The sequence below is a fragment of the Streptomyces sp. NPDC087270 genome (assembly GCF_044744625.1).
Classification (GTDB): Bacteria; Actinomycetota; Actinomycetes; order Streptomycetales; family Streptomycetaceae; genus Actinacidiphila.
In genome coordinates, this window is sequence record NZ_JBIUYR010000040.1 from 1 (window position 1) to 12,156 (window position 12,156).

General features: G+C 69.2%; 1 protein-coding gene. It reads left to right on the forward strand.

All coding sequences use genetic code 11. The annotated features are described in order from the left end of the window. Positions 1–12,156 (forward strand): amino acid adenylation domain-containing protein (locus ACIPAE_RS39640; protein WP_402452313.1); only part of this gene is annotated, 12,156 nt, incomplete at both ends.

Sequence of the window (12,156 nt, forward strand, 5' to 3'; positions counted from 1 at the left end):
TGGATGGGTTTTTGCAGCCGGTGCCGGTGGGTGTGGTGGGTGAGTTGTATGTGTCGGGGGTTGGTTTGGCGCGGGGTTATGCGGGGCGTGCGGATCTGACGGCGGAGCGGTTCGTTGCGTGCCCGTTCGGCGACGGCAGCGACGGCAGCGACGGAGACGGTGGCGACGGTGGCGGTCGGATGTATCGGACCGGGGATCTGGTCCGCTGGACCGAGGACGGCCAACTCACCTTCGTCGGGCGCGCGGACGAGCAGGTGAAGATCCGGGGGTTCCGGGTGGAGTTGGGTGAGGTCGAGGCTGCCCTTGCGGCCCATCCGCGGGTCGAGCAGGCCGTGGTGGTGGTGCGGGAGGGTCGGCTGGTCGGTTACGTCGTCGGGGATGCCGACGATGTCGACGGTGGCGAGCTGCGGGCGTTCGCTGCGACCCGGTTGCCGGACTACATGGTGCCGTCTGCCGTGGTGGTGCGGGATGTGTTGCCGTTGACGGTGAACGGGAAGGTGGATCGGGCTGCGCTTCCGGCCCCTGATCTCGGGGCCGGTGGCTCCCGGGGTCCGGTGACGCCTACGGAAGTGGTCCTGTGCGGGTTGTTCGCGGAGGTGCTGGGCGTGGAGAGCGTGGGTGCGGAGGAGGGCTTCTTCGCGTTGGGTGGTGATTCGCTGCTGGTGATGCGGTTGATCGCGCGTGTCCGTTCGGTGCTGGAGGTCTCGGTCGGGGTTCGTGAGGTGTTCGCGGAGCCGACGGTGGCGGGGCTGGCGCGGCTGGTCGACGGTGCTGGGGTGTCGGCGGGTGTGGCGTTGGCGCGGCGGGAGCGTCCAGAGCGGGTGCCGCTGTCGTTCGCACAGCAGCGGATGTGGTTCCTGAACCGGATGGACGGTGGCGACGTCGAGGGGGCCGGCGCTGCCGCGTACAACCTGCCCTTCGCGCTGCGGCTCTCGGGTCGGCTCGATGTGACGGCGCTTGAGGCGGCGTTGGGTGATGTGGCGGACCGGCACGAGAGTCTGCGGACGGTCTTCCCGGATGTGGAGGGCGTGCCGTACCAGCAGGTGCTGGCGGGTGCGAGCGGCCGTCCGGAGTTGGTGCTGGTGGAGGCCGGCGATCGTTGGCGTGACGTGCTCGCCTCGGAGGCCGGGCGTGGATTTGATCTGGCGGTCGAACTGCCTTGGCGGACCGCGCTGTTGCGGGTTGCGGAGGCGGAGTGGGTTCTGCTGCTGGTGGCGCATCACATCGCCACGGATGCGTGGTCGATGGGAGTGCTGGCGAACGACCTTGAGGCGGCGTACCGGTCTCGGTTGGCCGGTGAGGTCCCGGGGTGGGAGCCGTTGCCGGTGCAGTACGCGGATTACGCGTTGTGGCAGCGCGAGGTGTTGGGGGATCTGGAGGACCCGGAGAGTGCGGGTGCGGGGCAGGTTGCTTTCTGGCGTGGGGTGTTGGCGGGGGCTCCGCAGGAGACGGTGTTGCCGTTCGATCGTCCGCGTCCGGCGGTGCCGTCGTTCCGCAGTGGTGTGGTGCCCGTCGACGTGGATGCGGTGACGCATGCGCGGTTGGTGGAGCTGGCCGCGCAGAGCGGGACGACGATGTTCATGGTGGTCCATGCCGCCCTGGTGGTGTTGTTGGCGCGGATGGGCGCCGGGGAGGACGTCTGTGTCGGTACGCCGGTCGCCGGCCGGTCGGACGCGCAGGTGGAAGATTTGGCCGGGCTCTTCGTCAACACGCTCGTCCTGCGGTCTGACGTTTCCGGTGATCCGTCGTTCGGTGACCTGTTGGCGCGTGTTCGTGAGTCGGATCTGGCGGCGTACGCCCATCAGGATGTGCCGTTCGAGCGGCTGGTGGATGAGCTGAATCCGGCCCGTTCGGCGGCGCGTAATCCGTTGTTCCAGGTGATGCTGGCGCTCCAGAACGTGCCCGAGGCGCGCTGGGAGCTGGAGGGGCTGTGGGTGGAGCAGGTTCCGCCGGTGGAGGACCCTGCGGCGCGGTTCGACCTGTCGGTGGACCTCAGCGAGCGGCGGTCCGGTCAGGGTGCCCCGGCTGGTCTGGGTGGCGGGATTCTGTTCGCGGCGGATCTGTTCGACGAGGGGACGGTGCGTCGGCTGGCGGAGCGGTTGGTTCGGGTGTTGGAGCAGGTGGCGGCCGATCCGGAGCTGCGGCTGAGCGGCGTTGCGGTACTGGACGAAGGGGAGCGGTCCGCGGTCGTCGAGCGGTGGAACGACACCGCGAGCGAGGTTGATGCTCCGACCGTGTTGGAGTTGTTCCGCTCCTGGGTGACCGAGACTCCGGATGCTGCTGCGGTGTGGTTCCGGGAGCGTTCGGTGTCGTATGCGGAGGTGGATGCGCGTTCTGATGTGTTGGCGCGGGGGTTGGTGGCGCGGGGTGTGGGTCGTGAGTCGCGGGTGGGGCTGTGCCTTCCGCGCGGGGTCGAGATGGTCGTGGCGATGTTGGGGGTGTGGAAGGCCGGTGGGGCGTATGTGCCGTTGGACCCGGAGTACCCGTCGGAGCGGCTGGTGTTCATGGTGGCGGACAGCGACGCCGAGTTGGTGCTGGTGACGCCTGAGACCGCCGGCCGTCTGTCGGCGGATGTCGAGACGGTCCTGCTCGATGAGGTGGGGAGCGACGGGGGCGGTCTGCCTGCGGTTGTCTCTGACCAGTTGGCGTATGTGATCTATACGTCGGGTTCGACGGGGCGGCCGAAGGGTGTGGCGGTCGCACACGCTTCGGTGGCGAATTTGGCGGCGGCGATGCGTCCTGTTCTTGGCGTGGAGCCGGGTGTGGTGGCGTTGCAGTTCGCGTCGTTCAGTTTTGACGCTGCGGTGCTGGATGTGGCGGTCACCCTGGCCGGGGGTGGGGCGTTGGCGGTGGCTTCGGCGGAGGAGCGGCTGGATTCTTCGGCGCTGGCGCGGATGGTGGGTGCGTCGGGTGTCGAAGTGGCGAGCGTCGTGCCGTCGTTGTTGGGAGTGCTGGAGCCGGAATCGGTTCCCGGAGTGGCCAACTGGGTTCTGGGTGCGGAGCGGTTGGAGGCCGGCCTGGCGGCGAAGTGGCGGGCGGGTGCCCGGCTGTGGAACACGTACGGTCCGACCGAGGCCACCGTCATCACCACGGCCGTCCTGTTGGAGGAGGGCATCACCGGTCAGGACCCGGCGCCCGCGATCGGCCGTCCGCTGCCCAACGTCCGTACCTACGTCCTCGACGCGTACCTGCGTCCCGTCCCTGTAGGCGTCACAGGTGAGTTGTACGTCGCGGGTGAGGGTCTGGCTCGTGGGTACATCGGGCGGACCGATCTGACGGCGGAGCGTTTCGTGGCTTGCCCGTTCGACGGCGACGGCGGTCGGATGTACCGCACCGGTGACCTGGCCCGCTGGACGGCGGATGGCCAACTGGCGTTCGTGGGGCGCGCGGACGAGCAGGTAAAGATCCGCGGGTTCCGCGTCGAACTCGGCGAGGTCGAGGCCGTCCTGGTCTCCCATCCCGGCGTGGACCAGGCCGTGGCGGTGGTGCGGGAGGGCCGGCTGGTCGGGTACGTCGTCGGGGATGCCGACGATGTCGACGGTGGCGAGCTGCGGTCGTTCGCTGCGACGCGCTTGCCCGACTACATGGTGCCCGCTGCCGTGGTCGTGCTCGACGTCTTGCCGTTGACGGCCAACGGGAAGGTGGATCGGGCTGCGCTGCCCGCTCCTGACCTCGCGGTGAGTGGCAGTCGTGGGCCGGAGACCCCGACTGAGGAGGCGCTGTCCGTCCTGTTCGCGGAGGTGCTGGGCCTGGAGGGCGTGGGCGCGGAGGAGAGTTTCTTCGAGCTGGGTGGTGATTCGCTGCTGGTGATGCGGTTGATCGCGCGTGTCCGTTCGGTACTGGACGTGTCGGTCGGAGTTCGTGAGGTGTTCGCGGAGCCGACGGTGGCCGGGGTGGCGCGGCTGGTCGACGGCGCTGGAGCGTCGTCGGTTGTGGCGTTGGCGCGGCGGGAGCGTCCGGAGCGGGTGCCGCTCTCGTTCGAGCAGCAGCGCATGTGGTTCCTCAACCACATGGAAGAGGCCGACATCGACGGCGCGGGCGCCGTCTACAACCTGCCGCTGGTGTTGCGTCTGAGCGGGCAGTTGGATGTGGCTGCGCTGGCTGCAGCACTCGGCGAGATCGCCGATCGGCACGAGAGTCTGCGGACGGTCTTCCCGGATGTGGAGGGCGTGCCGTATCAGGAGATCCGCGTGGGTGCGGAGGGCCGTCCCCCGTTCCAGGTGGTCGAGGCCGGCGATCGTTGGCGTGACGTGCTCGCCTCGGAGGTGGGGCGTGGGTTCGATCTTGCGGCTGAACTGCCTTGGCGGACCGCGCTGTTGAGGATTGCGGAGGCGGAGTGGGTTCTGCTGCTGGTGGCGCATCACATCGCCACGGATGCCTGGTCGATGGGTGTGATCGCGCGCGACCTTCGGGACGCGTATCGCGCGCTTCTTGCCGGGGAGGCCCCGGGGTGGGAGCCGTTGCCGGTGCAGTACGCGGATTACGCGTTGTGGCAGCGGGAGGTGCTGGGGGATCTGGAGGACCCGGAGAGTGCGGGTGCGGGGCAGGTTGCTTTCTGGCGTGGGGTGTTGGCGGGGGCTCCGCAGGAGACGGTGTTGCCCTTTGACCGTCCGCGTCCGGCGGTGCCGTCGTTCCGCAGTGGTGTGGTGCCCGTCGACGTGGATGCGGTGACGCATGCGCGGTTGGTGGAGCTGGCCGCGCAGAGCGGGACGACGATGTTCATGGTGGTCCATGCCGCGCTGGTGGTGTTGCTGGCGCGGATGGGCGCCGGGGAGGACGTGTGCGTCGGTACGCCGGTCGCGGGTCGATCGGACGCGCACGTGGAGGAGTTGGCCGGGTTCTTCGTCAACACCCTTGTCCTGCGGGCGGATGTGACGGGGGACCCGTCGTTCGCCGAGGTGCTGCGGCGGGTGCGCGAGACCGACCTGGCGGCGTACGCCCATCAGGACGTGCCGTTCGAGCGGCTGGTCGATGAGCTGAACCCGGCCCGCTCTGCCGCCCGTAATCCGTTGTTCCAGGTAATGCTGGCGCTCCAGAACGTGCCCGAAGCGCAGTGGGAGCTGGAGGGGCTGGCCGTCGACCAGATCCAGCCGGAGGTGGCGCCCGCGCGGTTCGACCTGTCGGTGGGCGTCAGCGAGCGGTGGTCTGGTCAGGGCGCTGCGGCCGGTTTGGATGGCGGGATTCTGTTCGCGGCGGATCTGTTCGACGAGGGGACGGTGTGCCGGCTGGCGGAGCGGTTGGTGCGGGTATTGGAGCAGGCGGCGGCCGATTCGCGGGTGCGGCTGGGCGAGTTCGAGTTGCTGGAGGAGTCCGAGCGGTCCGCGGTCGTGGAGGAGTGGAATGCCACGGCTCGGGAGCTGGACGCGTTGACGGTGCCGGAGCAGTTCGGTGCCTGGGCGATACGGACGCCGGATGCCGCCGCGCTGTGGTCGGGGGGACGGGCGCTGTCGTATGCGGAGGTGGATGCGCGCTCCGATGCCCTGGCGCGGGGGCTGGTGGCGCGGGGTGTGGGCCGTGAATCGCGGGTGGGACTGTGCCTTCCGCGCGGGGCTGAGATGGTCGTGGCGATCCTGGCGGTGTGGAAGGCCGGTGGGGCGTATGTGCCGCTGGACCCGGAGTACCCGTCGGAGCGGTTGGCGTTCATGGTGGCCGACAGTGGCGCCGAGCTGGTCCTGGTGACGGAGGAGACAGCGGGCTCGCTGGATGGTGAGGCCGCCCTCCTGGATGGGGTCGCGATCGAGTCCGGGAAACCGATCGACGTGTCCGTCGGGTTCGGTGACTTGGCGTATGTGATCTATACGTCGGGTTCGACGGGGCGGCCGAAGGGTGTCGCCGTGGCCCACGCTTCGGTGGCGAATTTGGCGGCGGCGATGCGTCCGGTTCTGGGTGTCGAGGCGGGCGTGACGGCGTTGCAGTTCGCGTCGTTCAGCTTTGACGCCGCGGTGCTGGATGTGGCGGTGACCTTGGCGGCCGGGGGGACGTTGGCGATCGCCTCGTCCGAGGAGCGGCTGGATTCTTCGGCGCTGGCGCGGATGGTGGGTGCGTCGGGTGTCGACGTGGCGAGCGTCGTGCCGTCGTTGTTGGGGGTGTTGGAGCCGGAGGCGGTTCCCGGCGTGGCCAACTGGGTGTTGGGTGCGGAGCGGTTGGAGGCCGGCCTGGCGTCGAAGTGGCGTGAGAACGCGCGGGTGTGGAACACCTACGGTCCGACGGAGGCGACCGTCATCACTACCGCGGTGCTGTTGGAGGAGGGCATCAGCGGTCAGGACGTGGCGCCCGCGATCGGCCGTCCGTTGCCCAACGTCCGTACCTACGTCCTCGACACCTATCTCCGGCCTGTGCCGGTGGGTGTGACGGGTGAGTTGTATATCGCGGGCGAGGGTCTGGCTCGTGGGTACATCAACCGGGCCGGCCTGACGGCGGAACGTTTCGTGGCCTGCCCGTTCGGCGACGGCGGTCGGATGTACCGCACCGGTGACCTGGTCCGCTGGACCCCGGATGGCCAACTGGCGTTCGTGGGACGCGCGGACGAGCAGGTGAAGATCCGTGGCTTCCGCGTCGAGCTCGGCGAGGTCGAAGCGATCCTGGCCGCCCACCCCGGCGTGGACCAGGCCGTGGCGGTGGTGCGGGACGGTCATCTGGTCGGTTACGTCGTTGCGGATGTCGAGGGTGTAGAGGGCGCTGAGCTGCGGTCGTTCGCTGCGACGCGTTTGCCGGACTACATGGTGCCCGCTGCCGTGGTCGTGCTCGACGTCTTGCCGTTGACGGCCAACGGGAAGGTGGATCGGGCTGCGCTGCGCGCTCCTGACCTCGCGGTGGGTGGCAGTCGTGGGCCGGAGACTCCGACCGAGGAGGCGCTGTCCGTTCTGTTCGCGGAGGTGCTGGGTCTGGAGGGCGCGGGTGCGGAGGAGAGTTTCTTCGCGTTGGGTGGTGATTCGCTGCTGGTGATGCGGTTGATCGCGCGTGTCCGTTCGGTGCTGGACGTGTCGGTCGGTGTCCGGGAGGTGTTCGCGGAGCCGACGGTGGCCGGGGTGGCGCGGCTGGTCGAGAGCAGTGGGGTCTCGGCGGCTGTGGTTCTGGGCCGGCGGGAGCGTCCGGAGCGGGTGCCGTTGTCGTTCGCGCAGCAACGGATGTGGTTCCTGAACGGGATGGATGGCGCGGACGGCATGGGTGCTGCCGCGTACAACCTGCCCTTCGCGTTGCGGTTGACGGGCAGCCTCGACGTCGAGGCGCTGCGGGCCGGCTTGTGGGACGTCGCCGATCGGCACGAGAGTCTGCGGACGGTCTTCCCGGATGTGGAGGGCGTGCCGTATCAGGAGATCCGTGCGGGCGCGGAGGGCCGTCCCCCGTTCCAGGTGGTCGAGGCCGGCGGCCGCTGGCGGGAGCTGATGCAGGAGGAGGTGGGGCGCGGGTTCGATCTGGCGGTGGAACTGCCGTGGCGGACCGCGTTGTTGAGGGTTGCGGAGGCGGAGTGGGTTCTGGTGTTGGTGGCGCATCACATCGCGACGGATGCGTGGTCGATGGGTGTGCTGGCTGATGACCTTCAGGCTGCGTATCGCGCGCGCCTGTCGGGCGTGGTGCCGGGGTGGGAGCCGTTGCCGGTGCAGTACGCGGATTACGCGTTGTGGCAGCGGGAGGTGTTGGGGGAGCTGGACGACCCGGAGAGTGCGGGTGCGGGGCAGGTCGAGCATTGGCGTGGGGTGTTGGCGGGGGCGCCGCAGGAGACGGTGTTGCCGTTCGATCGTGCGCGGCCCGCGGCGCCGTCGTTCCGCAGCGGGACCGTCCCGGTCGGAGTCGATGCGGTGACGCATGCGCGGCTGGTGGAGTTGGCCGCGCAGGGTGGCGTGACCATGTTCATGGTTCTGCATGCCGCGTTGGCGGTGTTGCTGGCGCGGATGGGCGCGGGGGAGGACGTGTGCGTCGGTACGCCGGTCGCCGGTCGGTCGGACGCGCAGGTGGAGGAGTTGGCCGGGTTCTTCGTCAACACGCTTGTCCTGCGATCCGACACCTCCGGTGACCCTACGTTCGGTGACCTGTTGGCGCGTGTTCGTGAGTCGGACCTGGCGGCGTACGCCCATCAGGATGTGCCGTTCGAGCGGCTGGTGGATGAGCTGAATCCGGCCCGTTCGGCGGCGCGTAATCCGTTGTTCCAGGTGATGCTGGCGCTCCAGAACGTGCCCGAGGCGCGCTGGGACCTCGAAGGGCTGTCCGTCGAGGAGGTCCCGCCGGCGAAGGCCCCCGCGGCGCGGTTCGACCTGTCCCTGATGCTCAGCGAGCGCCGCTCGGACGACGGTGCGGCCGACGGTCTGCGGGGTGGGCTCCTCTACGCGGCGGATCTGTTCGACGAGGGGACGGTGCGTCGGCTGGCGGAGCGGTTGGTTCGGGTGTTGGAGCAGGTCGCGGCTGACCCGCGGGTGCGGTTGAGCGAGATCGAGCTGCTGGAGGAGTCCGAGCGGTTCGCGGTCGTGGAGGAGTGGAATGCCACGGCGCGGGAGGTGGACGCGGCGACGGTGGTGGAGCGGTTCCGGGGGTGGGTGGTTGAGACTCCGGATGCGGTGGCGGTGTGGTCATGGGAGCGTTCGATGTCGTATGCGGAGGTGGATGCGCGCTCCGATGCCCTGGCCCGCGGGCTGAGTGCCCGGGGTGTGGGTGGTGAGTCGCGGGTGGGGCTGTGCCTTCCGCGCGGGGTGGAGGCGATCGTGGCGATCCTGGCGGTGTGGAAGGCGGGTGGGGCGTATGTGCCGTTGGACCCGGAGTACCCGTCGGAGCGGTTGGCGTTCATGGCGGCCGACAGCGGCGCTGAGTTGGTCCTGGTCGCGGACGAGACGGTGGATCGCCTTCCTGGGGATGTCGAGAGGGTCCTGCTCGACGATCTGGAGAGCGTATCGGGGGAGTTGCCGGTAGTTGCTGCTGACCAGTTGGCGTACGTGATCTACACCTCGGGGTCGACGGGGCGGCCGAAGGGTGTGGCGGTGGCTCACACGTCCGTGGCGAACCTGGCCACCGCCATGCGTCCGGTTCTGGGTGTCGAGGCGGGCGTGACGGCGTTGCAGTTCGCGTCGTTCAGCTTTGACGCCGCGGTGCTGGATGTTGCGGTGACCTTGGCCGCGGGTGGGGCGTTGGCGATCGCCTCGTCCGAGGAGCGGCTGGATTCTTCGGCGCTGGCGCGGATGGTGGGTGCGTCAGGTGTCGATGTGGCGAGTGTGGTGCCGTCGTTGTTGGGGGTGTTGGAGCCGGAGGCGGTTTCGGGGATCGGCAACTGGGTTTTGGGTGCGGAGCGGTTGGAGGCCGGCCTGGCGGCGAAGTGGCGTGAGAACGCGCGGGTGTGGAACACCTACGGTCCGACCGAGGCCACCGTCATCACCACGGCCGTCCTGTTGGAGGAGGGCATCACCGGTCAGGACCCGGCGCCGGCGATCGGCCGTCCGTTGCCCAACGTCCGTACCTACGTCCTCGACGCCTACCTCCGGCCCGTCCCCGTAGGCGTGGTGGGCGAGTTGTACATCGCGGGCGAAGGGCTTGCCCGCGGCTACATCAACCGGGCCGACCTGACGGCGGAACGTTTCGTGGCCTGCCCGTTCGGCGACGGCGGTCGGATGTACCGCACCGGGGACCTGGTCCGTTGGCTGCCAGGCGGCGACGGCCGACTGGCGTTCGTGGGGCGGGCGGACGAGCAGGTGAAGATCCGCGGCTTCCGCGTCGAGCTCGGCGAGGTCGAGGCGGTGTTCGGGGCCTACCCCGGCGTGGACCAGGCCGTGGCGGTGGTGCGGGAGGGTCTGCTGGCTGCTTACGTCGTCGGGGATGTCGATGGTGTGGAGGGCGCTGAGTTGCGGGCGTTCGCGGCGACGCGCTTGCCGGATTACATGGTGCCGTCGGCGGTCGTCGTCCTTGAGGCGCTGCCGTTGACGGTGAACGGAAAGGTGGATCGCGCCGCCCTTCCTGCCCCTGATCTCGGTGCCGGCGGCTCCCGGGGTCCGGTGACGCCTACGGAAGTGGTCCTGTGCGGGTTGTTCGCGGAGGTGCTGGGCGCGGGGAGCGTGGGTGCGGAGGAGAGTTTCTTCGAGCTGGGTGGTGATTCGCTGCTGGTGATGCGGTTGATCGCGCGTATCCGTTCGGTGCTGGACGTGTCGGTTGGTGTCCGTGAGGTGTTCGCGGAGCCGACCGTGGCGGGAGTGGCGCGGCTGGTCGACGGTGCTGGGGTGTCGGCAGGTGTGGCGTTGAGGCGTTGGGAGCGTCCGGAGCGGGTGCCGCTGTCCTTTGCTCAGCAGCGCATGTGGTTCCTCAACCACATGGAAGAGGCGGACGTCGAGAGCACGGGCGCCGTCTACAACCTCTCGTCGGCGCTGCGGCTTTCGGGTCGGCTGGATGTGGGTGCGCTTGAGGCGGCGTTGGGTGATGTGGCGGACCGGCACGAGAGTTTGCGTACGGTCTTCCCGGATGTGGAGGGTGTGCCGTATCAGGAGATCCGCGAGGGCGCGGAGGGCCGTCCCCCGTTCCAGGTGGTCGAGGCCGGCGAGCGTTGGCGGGAACTGCTTGCTTCTGAGGTGGGGCGCGGGTTCGATCTGGCGGTTGAACTGCCGTGGCGGACCTCGCTGTTGAAGGTCTCGGAGGCGGAGTGGGTTCTGCTGCTGGTGGCGCATCACATCGCGACGGACGGCTGGTCGATGGGTGTGCTGGCCGATGACCTTCAGACGGCGTACGGCGCGCGGCTCTCCGGCGCGACTGCGCAGTGGGAACCGCTTCCTGTCCAGTACGCGGATTACGCGTTGTGGCAGCGGGAGGTGCTGGGGGATCTGGAGGACCCGGAGAGTGCGGGTGCGGGGCAGGTCGAGCATTGGCGTGGGGTGTTGGCGGGGGCGCCGCAGGAGACGGTGTTGCCGTTTGACCGTCCGCGTCCGGCGGTGCCGTCGTTCCGCAGTGGCGTGGTGCCGGTCGACGTGGACGCGGTGACGCATGCGCGGTTGGTCGAGCTGGCCGCGCAGAGCGGGACGACGATGTTCATGGTGGTCCATGCCGCCCTGGTGGTGCTGTTGGCGCGGATGGGCGCGGGGGAGGACGTGTGTGTCGGTACGCCGGTCGCCGGCCGGTCGGACGTACAGGTGGAGGGGCTGGCCGGGTTCTTCGTCAACACCCTTGTCCTGCGGGCGGATGTGACGGGGGACCCGTCGTTCGCCGAGGTGCTGCGGCGGGTGCGCGAGGCCGACCTGGCGGCGTATGCCCATCAGGACGTGCCGTTCGAGCGGCTGGTGGATGAGCTGAACCCGGCCCGCTCTGCCGCCCGTAATCCGTTGTTCCAGGTGATGTTGGCGCTCCAGAACGTGCCCGAAGCGCAGTGGGACCTCGAAGGGCTGTCCGTCGAGCAGATCCCGCCGGTGACGGACTTTGCGGCGCGGTTCGACCTGTCACTTTCGTTGAGTGAGCGGCGTCTGGATGACGGTGCTGTGGATGGTCTGCGGGGTGGGCTTCTTTATGCCGCGGATCTGTTTGACGAGGGGACGGTGCGTGGGTTGGTGGAGCGGTTGGTGCGGGTGTTGGAGCAGGTGGCGGCCGATCCGCGGGTGCGGTTGAGCGGTGTTGCGGTGGTGGGTGAGGTGGAGCGGGCGGTGGTTGTGCGGGAGTGGAATGACACTGCGGGTGAGGTGGGTGCTTCGACGGTGTTGGAGTTGTTCCGTGGGTGGGTGGAGCGGACGCCGGATGCGGCGGCGCTGTGTTCGGAGCGGCGGACGTTGTCGTATGCGGAGGTGGATGCGCGCTCCGATGTGTTGGCGCGGGGGTTGGTGGCGCGGGGTGTGGGTCGGGAGTCGCGGGTGGGGCTGTGCTTGCCGCGTGGGGAGGATGCGGTTGTCGCGATTCTGGCGGTGTGGAAGGCGGGCGGGGGGTATGTGCCGCTGGACCCGGGATACCCGTCGGAGCGGTTGGCGTTCATGGTGGCCGACAGCGGCGCCGAACTGGTGTTGGTGATGCCCGAGACCGCCGGCCGGTTGTCTGCGGACATTGAGACGGTCCTGCTCGACGAGGTGGGGAGCGACTCGGGCGGACTGCCGGAGATCGTCCCCGACCAGTTGGCGTATGTGATCTATACGTCGGGTTCGACGGGGCGGCCGAAGGGTGTGGTGGTTTCTCATTCGGGGTTGGCGAATTTGGCGGGGGCGCAGGGTG